Here is a 19,727-nt window from a genome sequence, read left to right on the forward strand (position 1 = left end):
TCTTCACCAGAAAGGTGCTCCTTGCCCTGCTTGTGATTGTCGTTTCGCAACAACAATTATTGCAGCTCAGAGCACCTTTCTTCATGAAAACGGCAGGTCAGGCGAATTCAGCGATGAAAGCCCGAGGTTAGTGCGTCCTAACCGTGTCCTGCGGCGGCAGGCCACGCGCCGATGCCCGAGGACGTGCAAGTCCCGGTAGATGAGACACCGAGCGACGCGAAAGCCACCCGCGCACAATGTCTTTCACACTGGCATGTGGGGATCAGGGGTTCGAGTCCCCTTAGCTCCACAAGATCGGAGGGCGACTACACTGCCATCCCGGACCGGCGATCCGTCCGGCCTCGCAAGGCGGTGACCCGACTTCTCGACCACGCCGAGGCAGAGGGGCCCGCGTTGCGTGACGTCGAGGGTAGATAGTCGGTCCTGTTCGGTGGTCTCCAGTCGTCGTCTGGCACGGCCACAGCGAGCGAATGACCATCGCCGCCCACGGCGGGTGTCCGACGACCGGCACAAGGCCGCCGCCGAGATATTTTCCAAGGCCGTAGGCGATAGCTAGGCAATCCGGCGGGGTAGGCAACGACCCCACCAACGACGAAACCCACTCTGACCGAGGTCAGAGCGGGTTTCCTACGGTGGAGCTAAGGGGACTCGAACCCCTGACCCCCACACTGCCAGTGTGGTGCGCTACCAGCTGCGCCATAGCCCCGTGTTCACTTGTGCGCACCGGATCGTTCGCCTCTCCGAGTGCGCTAGCTAAGTTACCGCACGCGCATCACCCGGCCAAATCCGCTGGTCGGCGGCACTTGCCGGCCGGCACTACCCAGTGGGCTTCTGGCCCGCGATGATCTTGTCGAGCCATGCGGTGCCGTCCATGATGTTCTCCACCTGCTTGCCGGCCAGCAGGACAGTCGGGGTGGCGACCTGCCCCTCGGTGGAGTTGCTCAGCTGTTGCTTCGACGCGTCCGACATCGCCCGTGCCTCGTCGACCAGTCGTCCGGAGGCGATACAGTCTCGCGTCGCCGCACCGGCGCCGTCGGCGGCGGCGAGGTCGGCGATCTGCTGATTCGTCAGGTCGTCTCCCGACTTCTCGAACAGCTGCGAGTGCAGCTTCCAGAAGACGTCGCGGCCGTCGTTGCGCGCGACGCACAGGACCGCACCGGCCGACCGCGAGGAGTAGTCGCCCGACCCGGAATCCTTGTCGAGGAAGTTCAGCATGTGATAGCGCACGCGAACCTTGCCGTCGACGACCGCCTGCTGGATCGCGGCGCCCGACTGCTGCTCGAACTTCTTGCAGTGCTCGCAGTGGAAGTCCTCGAACACGTCGATGGTCTCCGGAGCCGCCTTCTCTCCGACGATGAACGAGGCGTTCTCGGCGAGGACCTTGTCGTCGACCGGCGGATACGTCTTGTGCGTCATCCAGATGAAGCCACCGATCACCAGCGCGGCGACCACCAGCAGTCCGATCCCGATGAACAGATACGACGACGGGCCGGCGGACTGCGGCTGGTAGTCGGGGTTCTCGCGGGGCTTGTCACCGTTCGTCACGATGTCGACCTTAGCGGGACCCGTCCAGGATCAGCCGAGCACCGAATCGACCAGCGACTGCGCCTCCGACTGCACCTCGGCGAGATGGTCGGCGCCGCGGAACGACTCCGCGTAGATCTTGTACACGTCCTCGGTCCCCGACGGACGCGCCGCGAACCAGGCGTTCTCCGTGGTCACCTTGAGTCCCCCGATCGGCGCACCGTTGCCCGGCGCCTCGGTGAGAATGGCGGCGATGGGCTCGCCGGCCAGTGCATCGGCGTGCACCTGGTCGGCCGACAGCGCCGCCAGCCGCGCCTTCTGCTCTCGATCGGCCGGCGCATCGATGCGCGCATACGCGGATTCACCGTACTCCTCGGCCAGTTCGCGGTACCGCTGTGACGGAGTGCGCCCGGTGACGGCCAGGATCTCGCAGGCGAGCAGATCCATGATGAGTCCGTCCTTGTCCGTCGACCACGGGCGGCCGGCCACCGTCAGGAAAGAGGCTCCGGCACTCTCCTCACCGCCGAATGCGATGGTGCCATCGAGCAGACCGTCGACGAAGTACTTGAATCCGACGGGCACCTCGACGAGCGTGCGGCCCAGCCCCGCGGCCACCCGATCGATCAGGGACGACGAGACGAGGGTCTTGCCCACTGCCGCCGCCTCGCTCCATTCCTCACGGTGAGTGAACAGATAGTCGATCGCCACCGCCAGGTAGTGGTTCGGGTTCATCAGCCCGGCGTCGGCGGTGACGATGCCGTGCCGGTCGGCGTCCGCGTCGTTGCCGGTGGCGATGTCGTACGACTCTCGCGCCGCGATCAGCGAGGCCATCGCATTGGGTGAGCTGCAGTCCATCCGGATCTTGCCGTCGGTGTCGAGCGTCATGAAACCGAACGCCGGGTCGGTCTTCGGGTTCACCACGGTCATCGAGTCGAGACGGTAGTAGTCCTTGATCTCGCCCCAGTAGGCCACCGATGCCCCGCCGAGTGGGTCGGCGCCGATCCGGACGTCGGCGGCGCGGATCGCGTCCATGTCGACCACCTCGCCGAGCGCCGTGACGTACTCGCCCAGGAAGGGGTAGTCGATCACCCGCTCCGACCGCCGCGCTCGCTCGAAGGGCACCCGCCGGACGCCCGACAGCCCGTCCGCCAGCAGTTCGTTCGCCCGGGCCGCGATCGCCGAGGTGATGTCGGTGTCGGCCGGTCCGCCGCTGGGTGGGTTGTACTTGAATCCGCCGTCGGCGGGCGGGTTGTGCGACGGCGTGACGACGATCCCGTCGGCCACCGCCCCGAGTTCCTCCGAGTTGAACCGCAGGATGGCGCGCGACACCGCGGGCGTCGGCGTGAACTCGTCACCGTCGGCGGTGAACACGGTGACCTCGTTGCCGACGAGCACCTCCAGCGCCGACCGCCACGCGGGCATCGACAGCGCGTGCGTGTCGAAGCCGATGAACACCGGCCCCGTGACGCCCGCCTTCCGCCGGTGTTCGACGATGGCCTGCGTCATCGCCAGCACGTGCGCCTCGTTGAACGCGCCGTCCAGACTCGATCCGCGATGCCCGGACGTGCCGAAGACCACTCGCTGGTCGGGGTTCGCGGGGTCGGGGGTGATGTCGTAGTAGGCGCGTTCGACGGCTGCCACGTCGATGAGGTCGTCTGCGGTCGCGGGCGTTCCTGCTCTCGGGTGTGCCATGCCGTCGATTCTGCCACCGGTTTCTCCGGATAGTCTGGGCGAATGCTGCAGTTGGCGAACATGCTGTTGACACCGGTGCGCGCCGCCGTCCGCGATCCGGAACTGGCCGTTCTCGTGCTCCCCGGCGGAACCGATTTCAGCTACCGGCCCTTCTCCCGAGCTCAGGGCTCGGCGCTGCGGATGTACCCGTTCACCGCGTCGATCCAGATGCGTTTCGGCACGCGGGTCCGCGTCCGTCAGGCGCAGTACCGGGTCTACGGCTGGAACGGCGGACAGGCCAGCCCGATGCCCCACGCCCGGGCCGCTCTCGACCGTCTCGCGGCCGACTACCCGGGCGTCCCGATCGCCGTCATCGGCCATTCGATGGGCGGCCGGATCGCCGCGCAGTTGGGCGACGACGAGCGGGTCACCGACATCCTCGCCCTCGCGCCGTGGTGGCAGTTCGCCGACTGGCGGCAGATCCACCCCGGCGCACGGGTTCGCGCCGTGCACGGGGAGGCCGACACCGTCACGCGGGCCCGGCGCACCGCGAAAGGCATCGCCGAGCTCGCGGCCCGCGGACTCGACGCCGAATACCTCGCGGTGCCCGACGGCGGCCATCCGATGCTCGACCACATCGGGCTCTGGCAGGGCAGCGCCCTGCGGTTCGTCGCCGACGCACTGGCCGCCGACCGTCGCTCGGTCGCGGGCACGACGGCGTAACGTCGGAATCACCACCGGCGAAAGGACACCCACGTGACCGTCTCCATCGCCCGCGTCTACGACGCCCCCGACGACCACCGCGTCTTCGTCGACCGACTGTGGCCGCGCGGAGTGCACAAGGACGACCCTCGCATCGGCCGCTGGCTCAAAGAGGTGGCCCCGTCGAACGATCTGCGCAAGTGGTATCACGCGCACCCCGACGAGTACGACGCGTTCTCCGCACGCTATCGAGCGGAATTGGACGAGCCGGGACCGCAGGCCGACGCGCTCGCCGAACTGGTGCGCCTCGGAACCGACGGCGACCTGGAGCTCGCGACGGCCACCAAGGACCCGTCCACCAGTCACGTCCCGACGATCGTCGCGGCGCTCGCCGACCACGGCGTCCGCTGAGCGAGCGCTGGCCCGCCGAGTCTGGCCGGACCGTCAGTTCGTCAGCATCCCACCGTCCACGGGCAGCGTGAGACCCGAGATGTAACTGCTGGCGTCCGACGCGAGGAAGACCAGCGCGGAGTCGAGTTCCCCCGGATTCCCGATCCGGCCGAACAGCGTGCGCGGAACCACGTACTCGTCCAGGACGCCCTCGGCGAACTCGCCGGTCATCTCCGACTCGAAGTAGCCCGGCGCCAGCGCGTTCACCCGGATGCCCTTGCGGGGAGTCCACTGTTGCGCGAGGTCGCGGGTGAGACCGATGACCGCGGACTTGCTGGCCGAGTACGCGGCCTGCGGCATCAGCACCGAGGTGAGTCCCAGCACGCTCGCGAGGTTGACGATCGAACTGCCCGGCCGCATCACCCGGGCACACGCCTGGGCCATCCAGTACGAGCCGTTGACGTTGATCTCCATCACCCGGCGGAAGTCCTCGGGCTTCTCGCGCAGCGCCGGCGCGGACCAGCCGACGCCGGCATTGTTGACGAGCACATCGACGCGCCCGAACTCGGCCATCGCCGCGTCGACCGCGGCGGTGCACTGCTCGGGGTCGGAGACGTCGGTGGTGACGGCGAGCGCACGCCGTCCCATACCCTCGATCGCGGCCTCGGTGTCGGCGAGGCGGTCCGCGCGCCGCGCGGCCAGGACCACGTCGGCGCCGACGTCGGCGAGCGCCTTCGCGAAGCCGACGCCGAGTCCGCTGGACGCGCCGGTCACGAGGGCGACCCTGCCGTCGAGACGGAAGGTGTCGAGGATTGTCGACATGGCTGTGATCTCCTTGCTCTCAGGTGATTTCGTTCGGGTCGTCGGATAGCAGTCCGACGCCGAGAATGGCGGCACAGGCCTGCGACGCCTTCGCCGCGTCCGGCTCGCGACCGGTGATGAGATTGGTGTAGACGAACGTCTCGGTGATGCGGACGAGGATGAGTGCCAGATCGTCGATCGGCAGCGGCGAGGACATCTCCCCCGCATCGATCTCCGCCTGCACCAGTTCGCGGATCTTGCCGACGATGCGCGGCTGGACGCCACCGGCGTGCGTGGTCATCAGTCGGAGCGCCCGCTCGGGCTCCCGTCGCAGAAACGTTCCGAAATGCACCGAGCCGTTGACGATGGCGGCGAACTCCCCCATCGTTCTCGCGATCTTCTCCGCTCCGCGACCAGGTGCGCGCCGTGCGGCGGCGGCGATCGTCGGCTCGGTGATCGACCAGATGACCTCGGCCAACAAGCCGTCGCGCCCACCCCATCGACGGTAGAGTGTGGTCCGGTTCACACCCACTGTCTGAGCCAGTTCCCCGACCTCGATCCCGCCGTCCGCGATGAAGACCTCACGCGCCGCGTCGAGGACGACCTCCGGATCGATCACCGTCAATCTCCCGCCTCTGCATCATTCGAACGAAATGATGCATAATTTGACTGTAGTTCGGGGAACAATCGATCACGAGAGTGAACCGATTCACATCATCGACATTCCGGTGGCACTGCGCGTGCGAACAGCGTGAAGGAGACAGCACATGGTCCAGACGACGATGCAGCACGGAGATCTGTTGATCTCGGGGTTGGTCGAGTACAGCCGTCGAGTGTTCCCCGAGGCGAAGGTGATCACCTGGACCGGAGAGGGCACCCGTGAGGCCTCGTTCGCCGACATCGGCGACCAGGGCGCACAGATCGCCAACGCGCTGACCAAGCTGGGCGTCGCCAGGGGCGATCGGGTCGCGACCTTCATGTGGAACAACACCGAGCATCAGGCGCTGTACGCGGGCGTGCCGTCGATGGGCGCCGTTCTGCACACCCTGAACCTGCGACTCTCGCCCGAGCAGGCCGTATTCATCATCAATCACGCCGACGACAAGGTGATCTTCGTCGACGCGTCCGTCGCGCCGATGCTGTCGCAGTATCTGACCGGCACACCCAATGTGAAGCACGTCGTCGTGGCGAACGGCCCCGTCGAGTCGCTGACCGCACCCGAAGGCGTCACCGTGCACGCCTACGACGATTTGATCGCCGGCGAGCCGACGACCTACGACTGGCCGAAGCTCGACGAGACCGACGCCGCCGTCATGTGTTACACCTCGGGTACCACCGGCGACCCGAAGGGAGTCGTCTACTCGCACCGCAGCATCTACCTGCATTCGCTCCTCGGGACGTCGACGAGCGGCATGGGTCTGTCGAATCACGACACGATGCTCGCGATCGTCCCGATGTTCCACGTCATGTCGTGGGGGCTGCCGTACGCGGCGATGATGGCCGGCGCGACCCTGGTGATGCCCGACCGCTTCCTGCAGCCGGAGCCGCTGCTGGCGATGATGGTCGAGACCCGCCCGACGCTCGCCGCCGCGGTGCCGACCATCTGGCAGGGTGTGTCGGCACTGCTCGATGCGAAGCCGCAGGACATCACCCACCTGCGCGAGGTGGTCGTCGGCGGTGCGGCGGTCCCGCCGTCGATGATCACCAAGTTCGACGGTTACGGCGTCAAGATCGTGCACGCCTGGGGCATGACCGAGACCTCCCCGCTGGGGACCATCTCCCGGCCCCCGGCCGGCGTCGAGGACGAGGACGCCGCATTCGCCTATCGGGTCACCCAGGGCCGCTTCCCCGCTCCGGTCGCCGCACGGATCGTCGGCGACGACGGCCAGGAGCAGCCGTGGGACGGCGAGGCTCGCGGTGAACTGGAGGTGTCCGGCCCGTGGATCACCGGCTCGTACTACCAGCCCGACGGCAACGTCGCCGATCCGTCGAAGTTCGACGACGGCTGGCTGCGCACCGGCGACGTCGCGACCATCACACCCGACGGGTACATGACGATCGTCGACCGCGCCAAAGACATCATCAAGACCGGAGGCGAGTGGATCTCGTCGGTGGAACTGGAGAACGTGATCGCGTCGAATCCGGCGGTGGTGGAAGCGACCGTCATCGGCGTCCCGGACGCCAAGTGGGACGAGCGGCCGTTCGTGCTCGCGGTGGTCCGCGATGAAGCGGACGCCGACGTGGAGGCGCACCGCAAGTTCCTCGAGGACCGCATCCCGCGCTGGCAGATCCCCGAGCGGTGGTCGTTCGTCACCGAGGTTCCCAAGACCTCGGTCGGCAAGTTCGACAAGAAGCGCGTCCGTCAGCACTACGCCGACGGCGACTACACGGTGCTCGGCGAGCCCGACGCGTAGACGCCGCCCGCAGGCCACCCGCTCTCGAAGGCCCGACCGTCCACGCGACGGTCGGCCCTTCGAGTGCGCGGCGACCGCCGTCTAGACTCGCCTGAGTGAGCCGCAGGAAGAAGCTGGCGTTGGCGGCGCTCGGCACGATCGCAGCGCTCGTCCTCGGCGGTACCGTGTGGATCCTGGTGGCGGGCGATTTCGCGATCCACGAGGAACGGGTCACGATCGAAGGTCCCCGCGGCGAACTGCACGCGGTGCTCGCGACGCCTGTCAACAGCGAGGGACCGCACGGGCTCGTGGTGTTCGTCCACGGTGACGGACCGGCGAACGCCAGTCGCGACGACACCTACAAGCCGCTCTGGGACGCGTACGCGAAGGCCGGATTCGCAACGCTGTCGTGGGACAAACCGGGGGTCGGCGGCGCGCCCGGAGACTGGCTCGACCAATCGATGCACGACCGTGAGACGGAGGTCGAGGCCGCTGTCTCGTGGGCCTACACGCGCCCCGACATCGATACCACCCGCATCGGCGTCTGGGGCGACGGACAGGCCGGATGGGTGGTGCCCGAGGTGCTCGCGGCGCGCAATGACGTGCGATTCGCCGTCCTGGTGGGGCCGGCGGTCAACTGGCTCCGGCAGCACGAGTTCGCGCTGCGGTCCGACCTGTCCGCACACGGCGCCCCGGCTCCGGAGGCGTCGGCGGAACTGGCACGCCGGGCCCAGCGGGTGCGCCTGTTGGAAGAGGGTGCCGGGTACGCCGCGTACCGGCGTTCCGGGATCGATCCGGAGCCGATGCCCCCCGCGCAGTGGGGGTTCGCCGAACGCAACCTCCGGTCGGATGCGACGGCGTCCCTGCCGCGCATCGCAGTTCCGCTCCTATTGGTGCTCGGGGGCGACGACCGCACCGTCGACGTGGACGAGACCGAGTCCGTCTACCGCCGCACCGTCCGGCCGGATCTGCTGACCGTGAAGCGGTTCGACGACGCCACGCACAGCATCACGCGGGAGGGAATCGAGTACCGAGACGATTTCCGTGTCGCGGCACGCACCAGGTTCGCGCCGTCTTCGGTGTACGCACCGGGCTATTTGGACGCGCTGCGCGTCTTCGCGAAACGGCATTCGCAATGACCACGTAAAGTGGGGATGTAAGCCTCGAATCCCCTTAGAAAGGCGAGATACCTATGGACGCAGCACTGTGGACGGCAATCGTTGAGCATCCTCACGTGTTCGAGCTTCTGAAGACCGTCTTCTCCGGCGTTCAGTAAGCGCCGCTCCGATTCGACGAAGTGCCCCGCCCACGGCGGGGCACTTCGCTTCTCCGGGTCAGGGCAGATCCGCTTTCGCCGCCCGCAGGAACTCGCCGCTCACCTGCACCGCGGGCGCCGAGCTGTCACCGCCGACGACGAGGGTCGCGAAGGCGAGGTCGCCGTCGATGCCGGCGAACCAGCCGTGCGAGTGGGTGTTGTCGCCGAACTCGGCCGTCCCCGTCTTGCCTCCGAGCCCCGGAATGTCGCGCAGGGCGGTCGCCGTGCCGGAACTGACGGTCTCGCGCATCATCGTCCGGAGTGCGGCGGCCGCCGACGCCGAGATCTCCGACGGCCGTGCACTCTCCCCGGTGGCGCGTCCCTGGATCAACGTGGGCGTGACGGTGTGACGCGCGGCGAGGCTCGCTTCCGCGAGCGCCATGCCGAACGGCGAGGCGGTGACCGTGCCCTGCCCGATCCCGTTCTCGACCTTCGCCGCAGTGGTCTTCGCTGCGGGGACCGCGCCTGTCACGCTGGTGAGCCCGGGGATCGTGTAATCGACGCCGAGCCCGAGCGAGCGCGCAGTGTCGGTGAGCGCGGTATCGGACAACTCGGCCGACAGCGCCGCCATCGTCGTATTGCACGAGCGCGAGAACGCGGTGTGCAGCGGCACGGCACCGAGATCGAACTCGTTCTCGTTCGGAATGACGCGATCGCCGATCCGCTTCTTTCCGGGACACGGCAGTATCGCATCGGGCTTCGTGACGCCGGCATCGAGTGCGGCCAGCGTGGTGACCGTCTTGAACGTGGAGCCCGGCGGGTACAGACCGCTCAACGCCACCGGCCCCTGCCGGTCGGCTCCCTCGTTCTGCGCCACCGCCAGGATCCCTCCGGTCGACGGCCGGATCGCGACCAGCATCGTCGGGCGACGCGAAGTGGCGACCGCGGCATTCGCCGCACGCTGGAGGGTGACGTCGAGAGTGGTCTCCACCCGCTCGGGAGTCCGGCCGTCGAATGTCTTCACGCGCCCGATCGGGTTCCCCTCGGCGTCGGCGATCGCCACGGTGGCGCCGGCCGCCGCGTCGATCGATTTCCGCCACTGCTCCTCGAGGCCGGCGACCGCGGGAGAGCGCAGGTCCTTCGACGCGGTGAGCAGGCGTCCCTCCTTGCGGACTGTGACGCCGGGAATGGAAGCGAGGTCCCCGGCCTTCTTCGCGTCCGCGGCGCGCAGTGTCACGATCGTGGTCGGTTCCTTCTTTCCTTTGACGTCTGCGCGAACGGATGCTGCGGTGACCGTCGGCGCCACCGGCCGCAGTCGCGCGGCGAGTGCCTCCGCAGACCCGGACCGATCCGGGGCGAGCGAGACCACCGTGACCTCCTGCCAGGTGAGGAGGTCGCGACCGGACCGGTCGACGACCGGGACGTCGTAGGTCTTGTCATCGCTGTAGAGCAGACGAGCGCCGGGCTTGAGGTCTCGATGAATCAGCTGCGGCGTCCAGCGGACTTTGCCGCCCGTCTCCGCGACCGATGTGGTGTAGTCGACGGTCCGGCCGTGCGGCAGCGACCACGACCAGTTCAGTTCGTCGTCGTCCTCGCCGCCGACACTCACGTGAACCTTGGCCTCGCCCATCCCGTCGAAGCTGGCTGTGAACGCCTTCTCTGCCGACGCCGGATCGTCGGTCACCGAGGCGGCGGCGGTCATGTCGCGGCCGTTCAGCGCGTCCGCCAGCCGCTGAGCCGGCGACGGGTCACTTCCGCACGCTGTAGCGAGCGCGACGAGCAGGATGAGGACGACGCCCACGGCGATTCTGCGCATCTCTCAAGTCAACCGAGACACGGGCCGGCAGAGCAACTCACGAGCAGCCACCGCACTGTCTTCTCGACCACACCGTCGCCGACCTGCAAGAACACGACGTCCCCGTCAGGCGGATCCTCCGCCGGTCGAGTCCGCTCCTCGTCCGGCCTGCGCCGCGGCCCCGGCCCGATTCCCATACGCACCGAGCTGTGTACCGAGACCGCGAACAGCCACGGCGGTCAGTATCAGGGCGAATACCGACAGCGACGAGAGTTGCACTGCGCCTGCGGCCCCAGTCCGGTGGTAGAGACCCCCCAGGACCAGTACACCTCCGACGACCGGCGCCGCGACCGCGATCACGCCGACGAGCAGACGGCGACTGAGCACGGCCTGCACCACTCCCGCATCCACCGTGACTGCCAGTGCGATCAGCGAGATCAGCATCAGCGCATTCGGTGCGGCGGTGTCGACGTTCCTCGTCGCGATCGCATCGGTGAGCGGCGTGTACGCGGTCCATCCACCGCCGACCCGCAGGAAGCCGACGAAATCGCGCGATGTCCCGGCGACCGGCTCTCCCATCTCTCCCACGAGACGAGCGACGACGAATACCCACCAGCTCGCGGTCCCGATCCACTTCGTGATCTGCATCAACGCAGCCTAGCGATCTGCCGGATATGAGCTGCCGGATATGAGTAAGGCCCCCGGTCGGTGACGACCGGGGGCCTTACCTCGTGGAGCCGCCGGGAATTGAACCCGGGTCCTCCGTCACTTCAGTGGGGCTTCTCCGTGTGCAGTCCGCTGTGTCTCTACTCGGATCTCCCGGTCTCGCGAACAAGCCGGGATGACGATCCCAGTCGCTTTTGGATGTCCTGCCGACGCCTGCGACCGGCGGCGACAGTGAGTTCCCTAGCTGATGCCGGCATCCGGTTCCGGGAACTTAGAACCGGGCCGACAGACTAGCCTCGCTGATCAGGCAGCGAGAGCGTAGTCGCGCTGATTGGAATCGGCGCTTAATTGGTTGCTGCGACGCTTACGGTGGTCTCTAGCCTGCACCGACACGCTTCCCCCACCTCGATGCACGTAGTCGAAACCGATCGGCCCCGAGGGGGTGCCCTCCAGATTTTGGCGGACACCTAATCATAACCAACGGAGACGACAGAATCATCCCGGTATTCGTCGCGACGTCATTCGGGTCGCTCAGCCGATCCGCAGCAGTGCCGCGTCGCCCGCTCCTACCCGAATGGTGAGTTCCCCGTCCTCGGCCTTGATGCGGCGTCCGGACCAGACCTCACGCGCCGGAACCACGTCGTCGCCGGCCAGGCCGAGATCGGCGATCGGGATCGACATGTCACGGCCGACGGGTCCGGTGTTGGTGAACGACACCAGCAGTCCCCGCTCACCGATCGCCCGCGAGTACGTCTCGGGATCGCCGTTCACCTCGGCGCCCGGTGCCGCACGGCGATCGCGGACCAACTCACCGATCTCCGGGTTCCGGAGCATCTCGACCGTGCCACGGGGCACGGCGGGCAGATCTCCGGTCACCACCAGGGGCTCGGCCCTCATCACCCGCCGCGTCACCGCCGTCCGGAGCCCGGACGGAGTAGCGGCCGCGGCGTCGACGGCCGTGCGTCGCTGCGCGGACGGGAGCGGATGCATGTGCAGTCCGAGCGAGGCCAGATCGGCGCGAACGCCCGAGTCGGCGTCGATCCGGGCGCGATCCTCGTCATTGCAATCGATGAACAACTCGCGGAACCCCACGTCGCGCAGACCGGTGCGCACCACAGCGTCGGCTTGAGCCCGCACCCGATCTGGCGCGCACGAATGGTCGGCGACGAGCCAGCCCACCTCGGGAACCGCTTGCGCCTGCGGTGCCCGGTCGGCGCAGCCCGCGGCCGTGAGCGCCGCGACCACAAGCGTCAGCGCGATGCCGGAGAGTCTGCGCGGAACCGCCAACCGCTACATTCCCTTGACGCGCCGGCCGAGAGTCCGCTCCACCTCGCGTTTGGCGGTCCGCTCGGCGATGTCGCGGCGCTTGTCGTGCGCCTGCTTGCCCTTGGCGAGCGCCAGCTCCACCTTTGCGTAACCGTCGGAGAAGTACATCGACAGTGGAACCAGCGTCAGATTTCCGTCGCGCAGCTTGCCGATGAGCCCGTCGATCTCACGACGGTGCATCAGCAATTTGCGCTTGCGTCGGGGGGCGTGGTTGGTCCAGGTGCCGCTGCCGTATTCGGCGATGTGCACGGCGTTGAGCCATACCTCGCCGTCGTCGATCGTCGCGAAGGCGTCGACCAGTGACGCCTTGCCCTCGCGCAGCGCCTTGACCTCGGTCCCCTGGAGAACCATCCCCGCCTCGAAGGTCTCGAGAATCGTGTAGTTGTGCCGAGCCTTCCGGTTCGTCGCGATCACCGACTTACCCTTATCCCTGGGCACGGCAGACCTCCGAATTCTTCATGTAGTCGTCATTCACGGACATAGACGCGCAAGGTGCCGTACGCGGTGACGCCGGCGAGCACGATGCCCGACAACAGCAGCCACGGCGACACGAACCACACGTCCGCCGACGTGATGCGCGCCAGGATGTTCACACCGTAGAGGTCTTCGAGCGCTTTGTCGAAGAAGAATATCTTCGCCAGGAACAGCCCGCCGATGGCCAGCAGCGCTCCGACCACCGCGGCGATCACCGCCTCCAGCAGGAAGGGCAGCTGGGTGTACCACCTGGTGGCGCCGACCAGCCGCATGATCGACACCTCCGTCCGTCTCGTATAGGCCGCGATCTGCACGGTGTTGACGATCAGCAGGATCGCGGCCACGGCCAGGACCGCGGCGATGGCGAAGGCCGCGTTGCGAGCCCCGTCGAGCACGCTGAAGATACGTTTGACCAGGTCACGTTGATCGAGGACTCCGTCGACGCCCTCGGCCCGCGAGTACTTGTCGAGCACCGCGCCGAAGCGGTCGGGATCGGCCATCCGCACGCGCAGCGCTCCCTGGTACGCCTCCTTGCGGATGAAGTCGGCGAGCTCGGGCGAGTCCTTCTCCCACGACTCCTTGGCCGTCTTGTACGCCTGCTCCTGGCTGATGAACGTCACCGACGCCACTCCCGGCTCCGACTCCAGGTCGGTGCGCAGTGTGGTGCACGGAGCCTCGAGGCAGTTCGGATCCTTCGCGGTGACCGCGTCGTTGATGAAGAACTGCATCTCGACGCGGTCGAGGAAGATCTTCTGGCTCTTGTTGGCCATCTGGATCACGAGCAGACCGCCGCCGAGCATGCCGAGGGTGATCGCCGTGGTGAGCACCATCGCGACGGTCATGGTGATGTTGCGGCGGAAGCCGTTGAAGACCTCGCCGAAGATGAAGTTCAAGCGCATGTGATGCCTTTGGTTTCCCGCCTGTGGAAGGTCAAGTGTCAGCCGATGCCGTAGACGCCGTGCTCGTCGTTGCGCACCAGGGTCCCGTTGTCGAACTCCACCACGCGGCGCCGCATCGCGTCGACGATGTGGCGGTCGTGAGTGGCCATGACGACGGTGGTGCCGCCGCGATTGACACGGTCGAGAACCTCGACGATCTCCTCGCTGGTCTCCGGGTCGAGGTTTCCGGTGGGCTCGTCGGCCAGGAGCAGGGCCGGACGATTGACGATGGCTCGCGCGATCGCCACCCGCTGCATCTCACCACCGGACAGCTCGTGCGGCATCCGGTCCGACTTGCCCGAGAGACCCACATACTCCAGGGTCTCGGGTACCGCCTCCCGGATCGTGGACGCGGGCTTGCCGATCACTTCGAGCGCGAAGGCCACGTTGTCGGCCACCGTCTTCTGCTGCAGCAGGCGGAAGTCCTGAAAGACGCAGCCGATGGACTGACGGAGCTTCGGGACCTCCCGGCTGCGGAGCTTGTTCACGTGGAAATCCCCCACGTACACGTCGCCGGACGTCGGCTTGTCCTCCTTGAGCAGCAGCCGGAAGAAGGTCGACTTACCGGAACCCGACGGACCGATCAGGAAGGCGAATTCCCCCTTCTCGACCTCCAGCGACAGATCGTCCAGCGCGGGGCGAGAAGACGCTGCGTATTGCATCGTCACATTCGTCAGCTTGATCACGGTAGCCAAGTGTACTGACCGGTCAGGACTACTCGCCCGCACTGGCTCCGGGCTGGGAGGTCGGCTGCACGGTTCCATTCGGCGCCTGCGGCAGTTGCTGCTGCTGTTGCTCCCCGGCCGGCGTGCTCGGCGTGGCCCGCCCGGTCTGACGGCCGGTGCCCTCGGTGCCCCGTCCGGTCTCCGTGGTGGGAGTCTCGGTCTGCGTCGGTTCGGTCGACGACTCGACGGTCGAGGACGTGGGGGTCTGCGAGGTGTAGCTGGGCTGCGACGTCGTCGGCTCGACAGGCTGCTGCACCTGCGTGCCCTGCGGGACCCTCGGCTCGGTGGCGTAGTGCTCGGAACTGAACCCGTAGAAGCCGAGCAGCGCGAACCATATGAGGATCAGGACGACGGTGGTCGTCCGAATGCGCGTGTGATAGACGTGCCGCATGCGCCGCGCGAGTTTCACGATCGCCGACGGCTCGGGAGCTGCGGCGGCCTCGGCGACGGTCGTGTGAGCGGCGGTGTCGGCCGGCCGTTCCTCAGTGCTCATCGCTCACCCCGCCTCCGGTCTGGGCGGCCTCGTCCCCGGCGGTCTTGACCGCCGACTGCTGCTGCACCGATTGGACGAAGATCCCGTGGCGCGCGAGGCCGTAGATGATGTCGCCGCGCAGCGCGCGGCCGATCTCGAACTGCTGGCCGGGAAGCGTCCGCGCCACCATCCGGACGGTCGCCGAGTCGAGTTCGAGGTTGGTGATGCCCAGCGGGGTCGGCGCGTCGAGCAGCAACCGGTTCCACCGCGGGTTGTCGTAGAAGGTCTGTCCCACCTCGCGCAGGACCGTGTTGACCTCGTTGATGTCGGCGTCGAGCGGCACCGGCACGTCGACCACCGACCGCGCCCAGTCCTTCGACAGGTTCGCGGCCTTGATCATCTGACCGTTCGGCACGATGAGCAGTTCGCCGTCCGTGTTCCGGAGTCGGGTGACGCGGAGCGTCACATCCTCGACGGTGCCCTCGGCTTCGAGGCCGCCGGTCACCGAGAGGTTGACGACGTCGCCGTAGCCGTACTGATGCTCGGCGATGATGAAGAAGCCGGCCAGCAGATCCTGCACCACGCGCTGCGCGCCGAAGCCCAGCGCCGCACCGACCACCGCGCTCAGCCCCACGAGGCTGCTCTTCGCGACCCACATCCCCAGGATGTGCATCGTGACCGCGGCAACGGTGAGCGCTACCAACGTCCAGGTCACGACGTCCACCAGTGCCCGCCGGTGCTTCATGTCCTCGGACTGCACGATGTCGTCGCTGGACTCGAACTGCCGCAGCACCCGCTTGCTGTACCGGCCGGCACCCCATCGGAAGAACCGGATGACCAGGATCCCGCCGATGATCCAGAGCAGGATGCCGACGAAGTCGACTGCGAGCCACTTCTCCCAGGACTGCAGCCAGCTCGGCAGCCCGAGCCGATCTACCAGGTAGGTGGGAACGGAATCGATACGATCACTCGCCTTCGTTCATCCGCCAGCGGATGCCCGCTTCGATGAACTGATCGAGATCACCGTCGAGCACCGCAGACGGGTTGTTGCTTTCCACGTTCGTTCGCAGGTCCTTCACCATCTGGTAGGGGTGAAGCACGTACGAGCGCATCTGATTGCCCCAGCTGGCGCCGGTGTCGCTCTTGAGCGCGTCCATCTGCGCACGCTCCTCCAGACGCTTGCGTTCGAGGAGTTTGGCCTGCAGCACGCGCATCGCGGCGACCTTGTTCTGCAGCTGGCTCTTCTCATTCTGACATGTCACGACGATGCCCGTCGGGACGTGCGTCAGCCGCACCGCGGAGTCGGTGGTGTTGACCGACTGTCCGCCCGGGCCGGACGAGCGGTACACGTCCACCCGCACGTCGTTCTCGTCGATGTCGATGTGGTCGGTGGTCTCGACCACCGGCAACACCTCGACCTCGGCGAACGAGGTCTGCCTGCGGCCCTGGTTGTCGAACGGACTGATCCGCACCAGGCGGTGGGTGCCCTGCTCCACCGACAGCGTTCCGTACATGTACGGCGCCTTGACGGCGAAGGTCGCGGACTTGAGGCCCGCTTCCTCCGCGTACGAGGTGTCGTACACCTCGACCGGATGCCCGTGCTGCTCGGCCCACCGGATGTACATGCGCATCAGCATCTGCGCCCAGTCCGCCGCATCCACTCCGCCCGCACCGGAGCGGATGTTCACCAGCGCCTCGCGGGGGTCGTACTCGCCCGCGAGCATGGTCTTGACCTCCATGGCCTCGATGTCGCGGCGCAGGTCCGCTCGCTCGGTCTCCGCGTCCTCGAGAGCCGCGACGGCCGAGTCGCCCTCCTCCGCCTCCGCGAGCTCGTACAGCACCGGGAGATCGTCGAGGCGCGACCGGAGCTCGCTGACCCGGCGGAGTTCGGACTGCGCGTGCGACAGCTCGGAGGTGACGCTCTGCGCGTGCTCCTGGTCGTTCCACAGGTCGGGGTCGGAAGCCTGCATCTCGAGCTCGTCGATTCGGCGACGGAGCTCGTCGAGGTCCATCACCTTCTCGACGGTCGTCAGGGTGGCGTCGAGCGATTCGAGATCAGCGGAGACATCGGGGTGCACGAGGAACCAGGTTACCCTCTGGCCGCGGACGCCCGACCGCGGTCAGTCGCCGAGCACGCCGAACCGCCACGTGGAGTCGACCTTGCCGGGCCGGTACACCACGGGCATCGACGCGCCCACCGTCGGCGCGACGTCGTCGGCGCCGAGCACCTGAGTGCCGTACACCTCGGTGGGAGCGATCTGCGGGCCGATGATGGTGCCGCTGATGGTGCAGTACCGGCTCCCGTTCTTGTCGGGCTCGTTCTGCCTGCCGAGCCCGGTCACCGTGAGCGTGCCCTCCACATAGCCGGAGGCCGCGTCGACGCCGCCTCCGAACATCCGGCGCCCACGGCGCTGCATCAGCATCGCGACGAGCGACGTCGCGACGATCAGGATGAACACGACGCTGATCCACACAGGCATGGCCCGAGAGTACCGCCGGACGGCATCGGGAAGAGACGGATGTCGCACGGCCGGACGCATCGGCCACCGGTGCTAGCCTCGGATGCCGTGGCTACCCTCTCGGACGCCGGTCACGGCGCAGATCTTCAGATGGCACTCGATCTGGCCGATGCAGCCGACGACCTCACGCTCTCCCGCTTCGGCGCCCTCGATCTGCACGTCGACTCGAAGCCCGATCTCACCCCGGTGTCGGACGCCGACCTCGCGTGCGAACGGATGATCCGCGACCGCATCGCCCAGGCCCGACCCGCCGACGCCGTGCTCGGCGAGGAGTTCGGCGGCGACCCGCTGCTCACCGGGCGGCAATGGGTGGTGGATCCGATCGACGGCACCAAGAACTTCGTCCGCGGCGTTCCCGTCTGGGCCACGCTCATCGCCCTGCTCGTGGACGGCGTGCCGTCGGTCGGCGTGGTGAGTGCGCCTGCGTTGAACCGGCGCTGGTGGGCGGCGGCGGGCGGCGGCGCCTTCGCGTCGCTCGACGGCGGCGAGCCCAGGCCGATCTCGGTGTCGAAGGTCGACGACCTCGGCTCGGCGTCGTTGGCCTTCTCCAGCCTGTCCGGCTGGGCCGACCGCGGCATCCGCGACCGATTCATCGCGCTCACCGACAGCGTCTGGCGCGTGCGCGGCTACGGCGACTTCTTCAACTACTGCCTCGTCGCCGAGGGCGCAGTGGACATCGCCGCCGAACCGGAGGTCTCCCTGTGGGATCTCGCGGCACTCGATGTCCTGGTACGCGAGGCGGGCGGCGAGTTCACCGATCTGGGCGGCAGGCCCGGCCCGGGCGGCGGAAGCGCCGTGGCCACGAACGGTCTGCTGCAGCGGGAGACTCTGGCAGCCCTGGGGACGTGATCCTCCGCGCGTGACTCCGCATTCGCGCCGGAATACTCCTGCGGCACAAGGAAGTCGCCGGTAGCCTCCGCGATGGAGCGACATTCCGCTCCGAGAACTGAATGCGGAGGCGCCATGAGCAACGAAGTGAAGATGATCGTCCTGTCGACCGACGATCTCGACGAATCGATCAAGTTCTACAGCGAGACGCTGGGAATGGCTCTGAAGTTCCGCGACGGCGCACACTTCGCCGCCCTCGACGGCGGCGGAGTCGCCGTCGCACTCGCGACGGCCGTCGACCACCCGATCCACGGTCAGGTGGTGGTCGGCATCAAGACCGACGACGTCGACGCGGCCGCGAAAGCCGTCGAAGCGAGCGGCGGCGGCATCGTCACCCAGGCGTACAACGACGCGCACGAGCGGCGTGCGGTGGTCTACGACAACAAGGGCAACGGGCTGGTCTTCTACAGTCCGTTGCCGAAACAGTGACCACGCGGCGGTGATTCAGGCTGCGGCGGCGGTCACAGTTCGACGGGCACCCCGGACTCCAGCACGGAGAACTCGGTGCCCGTCGGCTTCATCTCGTCGATCCGCGCATTGTGAATGGCACGGCCGGCATCGGACAGGACGGCCTGGTGGATCGGGAAGGCCCGCCGCGGCGCGACCGCGCGCAGGTAGTCGACGGGCTCGCTGAGCTTGAGCCACGGCGCGGCCGCGGGCAGGGCCAGAACGTCGATCCGCTCGAACGGGATGTACAGGCTGTCGCCGGGGTGCATGAAGGCGCCGGGACGGTCGGCGGCGTCCACCACGTACGCGATGTTGTCGACCACCGGCAGATCCGGGTGGATCACGGCGTGTCTGCCGCCGGTGCCGCGGACGGTCAGCGCACCGATTCGCGTCTGCTCCCCCGCCGCCATCACCGACCACTGGCCGGCGTCCCGCTTCTCGTTCAGTTGGGCCGCGGTCTGCGGATCGGCGTAACGGACCGCCTGCGGATTGGCGTCGACCAGCGCGGGCAGCCGCGCCGGATCCGCATGGTCGGGGTGCTGATGGGTGATGAGAATCGCGTCCAGCCCGGTCAGCGTCTCGAATCCCGACGAGAGGTTTCCGGGGTCGAAGAGCACCCGGGTGCGATCGATCTCGAGCAGTACGCAGGAGTGGCCGAAATGGGTGATGCGCATGGCTCCGACGATAGTCGTGCCGGAGTCGTGACAACCTTCTTACCGAGGAGTAAGGTAACTCCTTACT

Annotated in this window: 21 protein-coding genes, 1 tRNA gene and 1 other RNA gene; 6 read left to right on the forward strand and 17 right to left on the reverse strand. The window is 67.6% G+C overall.

Features of this window, described 5'->3' with window-relative positions:
- Positions 1-633: 633 nt before the first annotated feature.
- From ABFX36_RS03345 to pgm, 3 genes are all read right to left on the reverse strand, one after another.
- Positions 634-706: transfer RNA gene (locus tag ABFX36_RS03345), tRNA-Ala, on the reverse strand.
- Positions 707-816: 110 nt separating this feature from the next.
- Complete coding sequence (locus ABFX36_RS03350) at positions 817-1,545, reverse strand: DsbA family protein (protein WP_222111166.1); 729 nt, start codon at positions 1,543-1,545, stop codon at positions 817-819.
- Positions 1,546-1,575: 30 nt separating this feature from the next.
- Positions 1,576-3,216 carry a phosphoglucomutase (alpha-D-glucose-1,6-bisphosphate-dependent) gene (gene pgm, locus ABFX36_RS03355; protein WP_346074901.1) on the reverse strand — a complete coding sequence of 547 codons (1,641 nt, stop codon included), beginning with the start codon at positions 3,214-3,216 and terminating at the stop codon, positions 1,576-1,578.
- A 42-nt stretch (positions 3,217-3,258) separates the two neighbouring features.
- On the opposite strand from pgm, the gene ABFX36_RS03360 reads away from it, so the two are divergent.
- Together ABFX36_RS03360 and ABFX36_RS03365 are read left to right on the forward strand one after the other, a co-directional pair.
- Positions 3,259-3,918 (forward strand): alpha/beta hydrolase, encoded by a 660-nt coding sequence (locus ABFX36_RS03360; protein ID WP_062367800.1) that lies wholly within the window; start codon positions 3,259-3,261, stop codon positions 3,916-3,918.
- Positions 3,919-3,951: 33 nt separating this feature from the next.
- The gene (locus ABFX36_RS03365) at positions 3,952-4,308 is read left to right on the forward strand and encodes a DUF488 domain-containing protein (protein WP_062367801.1); all 357 of its coding nucleotides are present in this window, start codon (positions 3,952-3,954) and stop codon (positions 4,306-4,308) included.
- Between the two features lie 33 nt (positions 4,309-4,341).
- Here the strand turns inward: ABFX36_RS03365 and ABFX36_RS03370 are convergent, their stop codons facing one another.
- Together ABFX36_RS03370 and ABFX36_RS03375 are read right to left on the reverse strand one after the other, a co-directional pair.
- Positions 4,342-5,109 (reverse strand): SDR family NAD(P)-dependent oxidoreductase, encoded by a 768-nt coding sequence (locus tag ABFX36_RS03370; protein WP_045538586.1) that lies wholly within the window; start codon positions 5,107-5,109, stop codon positions 4,342-4,344.
- Between the two features lie 19 nt (positions 5,110-5,128).
- Positions 5,129-5,707 (reverse strand): TetR/AcrR family transcriptional regulator, encoded by a 579-nt coding sequence (locus ABFX36_RS03375; protein ID WP_006898296.1) that lies wholly within the window; start codon positions 5,705-5,707, stop codon positions 5,129-5,131.
- A gap of 148 nt (positions 5,708-5,855) precedes the next feature.
- On the opposite strand from ABFX36_RS03375, the gene ABFX36_RS03380 reads away from it, so the two are divergent.
- On the forward strand, positions 5,856-7,502 hold the full coding sequence (locus ABFX36_RS03380) for a long-chain fatty acid--CoA ligase (RefSeq protein WP_346074905.1): 1,647 nt from the start codon (positions 5,856-5,858) through the stop codon (positions 7,500-7,502).
- Between the two features lie 95 nt (positions 7,503-7,597).
- Positions 7,598-8,620 carry an alpha/beta hydrolase family protein gene (locus ABFX36_RS03385; RefSeq protein ID WP_231875756.1) on the forward strand — a complete coding sequence of 341 codons (1,023 nt, stop codon included), beginning with the start codon at positions 7,598-7,600 and terminating at the stop codon, positions 8,618-8,620.
- A gap of 195 nt (positions 8,621-8,815) precedes the next feature.
- On the opposite strand, the gene ABFX36_RS03390 is transcribed toward ABFX36_RS03385, so the two are convergent.
- From ABFX36_RS03390 to ABFX36_RS03440, 11 genes are all read right to left on the reverse strand, one after another.
- A complete protein-coding gene (locus ABFX36_RS03390) occupies positions 8,816-10,552 on the reverse strand; it encodes a penicillin-binding transpeptidase domain-containing protein (protein ID WP_346074907.1) in 1,737 nt (578 codons plus the stop codon).
- 105 nt (positions 10,553-10,657) lie between these two features.
- Positions 10,658-11,179 carry a hypothetical protein gene (locus ABFX36_RS03395; protein WP_346074909.1) on the reverse strand — a complete coding sequence of 174 codons (522 nt, stop codon included), beginning with the start codon at positions 11,177-11,179 and terminating at the stop codon, positions 10,658-10,660.
- 81 nt (positions 11,180-11,260) lie between these two features.
- Positions 11,261-11,633: a transfer-messenger RNA gene (ssrA, locus tag ABFX36_RS03400) on the reverse strand.
- Positions 11,634-11,728: 95 nt separating this feature from the next.
- The gene (locus ABFX36_RS03405) at positions 11,729-12,484 is read right to left on the reverse strand and encodes an alpha-amylase family protein (RefSeq protein ID WP_062367803.1); all 756 of its coding nucleotides are present in this window, start codon (positions 12,482-12,484) and stop codon (positions 11,729-11,731) included.
- Between the two features lie 3 nt (positions 12,485-12,487).
- Positions 12,488-12,961, reverse strand: coding sequence for an SsrA-binding protein SmpB (gene smpB, locus ABFX36_RS03410; RefSeq protein ID WP_006898290.1), 474 nt, complete (start codon positions 12,959-12,961; stop codon positions 12,488-12,490).
- A 29-nt stretch (positions 12,962-12,990) separates the two neighbouring features.
- On the reverse strand, positions 12,991-13,896 hold the full coding sequence (gene ftsX / locus ABFX36_RS03415) for a permease-like cell division protein FtsX (protein ID WP_006898289.1): 906 nt from the start codon (positions 13,894-13,896) through the stop codon (positions 12,991-12,993).
- 38 nt (positions 13,897-13,934) lie between these two features.
- The gene (gene ftsE / locus ABFX36_RS03420) at positions 13,935-14,621 is read right to left on the reverse strand and encodes a cell division ATP-binding protein FtsE (protein WP_006898288.1); all 687 of its coding nucleotides are present in this window, start codon (positions 14,619-14,621) and stop codon (positions 13,935-13,937) included.
- 28 nt (positions 14,622-14,649) lie between these two features.
- A complete protein-coding gene (locus tag ABFX36_RS03425; protein WP_006898287.1) occupies positions 14,650-15,153 on the reverse strand; it encodes an Rv3103c transmembrane domain-containing protein in 504 nt (167 codons plus the stop codon).
- Positions 15,143-16,072 carry a mechanosensitive ion channel family protein gene (locus ABFX36_RS03430; RefSeq protein ID WP_045538593.1) on the reverse strand — a complete coding sequence of 310 codons (930 nt, stop codon included), beginning with the start codon at positions 16,070-16,072 and terminating at the stop codon, positions 15,143-15,145. Before ABFX36_RS03430 ends, ABFX36_RS03425 begins: the two co-directional genes overlap by 11 nt.
- 25 nt (positions 16,073-16,097) lie before the next feature.
- A complete protein-coding gene (gene prfB / locus ABFX36_RS03435; protein ID WP_006898285.1) occupies positions 16,098-17,210 on the reverse strand; it encodes a peptide chain release factor 2 in 1,113 nt (370 codons plus the stop codon).
- A 42-nt stretch (positions 17,211-17,252) separates the two neighbouring features.
- A complete protein-coding gene (locus tag ABFX36_RS03440; protein ID WP_051999706.1) occupies positions 17,253-17,612 on the reverse strand; it encodes a hypothetical protein in 360 nt (119 codons plus the stop codon).
- Positions 17,613-17,741: 129 nt separating this feature from the next.
- On the opposite strand from ABFX36_RS03440, the gene hisN reads away from it, so the two are divergent.
- Positions 17,742-18,500 (forward strand): histidinol-phosphatase, encoded by a 759-nt coding sequence (gene hisN / locus ABFX36_RS03445; RefSeq protein WP_346075156.1) that lies wholly within the window; start codon positions 17,742-17,744, stop codon positions 18,498-18,500.
- A gap of 114 nt (positions 18,501-18,614) precedes the next feature.
- Entirely contained in the window at positions 18,615-18,968 is a 354-nt protein-coding gene (locus ABFX36_RS03450) for a VOC family protein (RefSeq protein WP_346074915.1), read from the forward strand.
- Positions 18,969-19,000: 32 nt separating this feature from the next.
- On the opposite strand, the gene ABFX36_RS03455 is transcribed toward ABFX36_RS03450, so the two are convergent.
- Positions 19,001-19,660 carry an MBL fold metallo-hydrolase gene (locus ABFX36_RS03455; protein ID WP_006898281.1) on the reverse strand — a complete coding sequence of 220 codons (660 nt, stop codon included), beginning with the start codon at positions 19,658-19,660 and terminating at the stop codon, positions 19,001-19,003.
- Positions 19,661-19,727: the final 67 nt, after the last annotated feature.

It is taken from the genome of Gordonia cholesterolivorans (genome assembly GCF_039531975.1).
Classification (GTDB): domain Bacteria; phylum Actinomycetota; class Actinomycetes; order Mycobacteriales; family Mycobacteriaceae; genus Gordonia; species Gordonia sihwensis.

Excerpts from the sequence above, each read along its gene's own strand:
- pgm (WP_346074901.1), bottom strand. The coding sequence starts at position 3,216 with ATGGCACACCCGAGAGCAGGAACGCCCGCGACCGCAGACGACCTCATC.
- ABFX36_RS03360 (WP_062367800.1), top strand. The coding sequence starts at position 3,259 with ATGCTGCAGTTGGCGAACATGCTGTTGACACCGGTGCGCGCCGCCGTC.
- ABFX36_RS03370 (WP_045538586.1), bottom strand. The coding sequence starts at position 5,109 with ATGTCGACAATCCTCGACACCTTCCGTCTCGACGGCAGGGTCGCCCTC.
- ABFX36_RS03380 (WP_346074905.1), top strand. The coding sequence starts at position 5,856 with ATGGTCCAGACGACGATGCAGCACGGAGATCTGTTGATCTCGGGGTTG.
- ABFX36_RS03390 (WP_346074907.1), bottom strand. The coding sequence starts at position 10,552 with ATGCGCAGAATCGCCGTGGGCGTCGTCCTCATCCTGCTCGTCGCGCTC.
- ABFX36_RS03395 (WP_346074909.1), bottom strand. The coding sequence starts at position 11,179 with ATGCAGATCACGAAGTGGATCGGGACCGCGAGCTGGTGGGTATTCGTC.
- ftsX (WP_006898289.1), bottom strand. The coding sequence starts at position 13,896 with ATGCGCTTGAACTTCATCTTCGGCGAGGTCTTCAACGGCTTCCGCCGC.
- ABFX36_RS03425 (WP_006898287.1), bottom strand. The coding sequence starts at position 15,153 with ATGAGCACTGAGGAACGGCCGGCCGACACCGCCGCTCACACGACCGTC.
- ABFX36_RS03440 (WP_051999706.1), bottom strand. The coding sequence starts at position 17,612 with ATGCCTGTGTGGATCAGCGTCGTGTTCATCCTGATCGTCGCGACGTCG.
- hisN (WP_346075156.1), top strand. The coding sequence starts at position 17,742 with ATGGCACTCGATCTGGCCGATGCAGCCGACGACCTCACGCTCTCCCGC.
- ABFX36_RS03450 (WP_346074915.1), top strand. The coding sequence starts at position 18,615 with ATGAGCAACGAAGTGAAGATGATCGTCCTGTCGACCGACGATCTCGAC.
- ABFX36_RS03455 (WP_006898281.1), bottom strand. The coding sequence starts at position 19,660 with ATGCGCATCACCCATTTCGGCCACTCCTGCGTACTGCTCGAGATCGAT.